The sequence below is a fragment of the Pseudomonas sp. 2822-15 genome (genome assembly GCF_002742515.1).
Taxonomy (GTDB): domain Bacteria; phylum Pseudomonadota; class Gammaproteobacteria; order Pseudomonadales; family Pseudomonadaceae; genus Aquipseudomonas; species Aquipseudomonas salomonii.
Window position 1 is genome coordinate 1 of record NZ_LJRY01000388.1, and the last position, 244, is coordinate 244.

Genomic DNA, 244 nt, shown 5'->3' on the forward strand with positions numbered 1-244 from the left:
GGATTAAATAAAATGATCTTTATTCATTTCATCGCTGTAACTTTAACACTGTTCCACTTATTTTTCCTTAAGTATAGACTTAATTTCTTCAAGTTGAGTGTCGTCCAACTCTTTTTTAGGTACGTGTGATTCTATATGTTGTAATAACGCCTTCACATCAGTGAATACAGGTGTCTTTTTTGAAGACTTCACTCTTACATCTGCCTTTTTATTTTCAAATAAGACAGATCCCTCAACCCAAACA

The 244-nt window shown here is 32.8% G+C and carries 1 protein-coding gene; it reads right to left on the bottom strand.

Translation table 11 applies throughout. The annotated features are described in order from the left end of the window. Positions 1-57 precede the first annotated feature (57 nt). The coding region (locus AOA59_RS32965; RefSeq protein WP_218212239.1) for a hypothetical protein at positions 58-244 on the bottom strand (187 nt) is incomplete at its 5' end.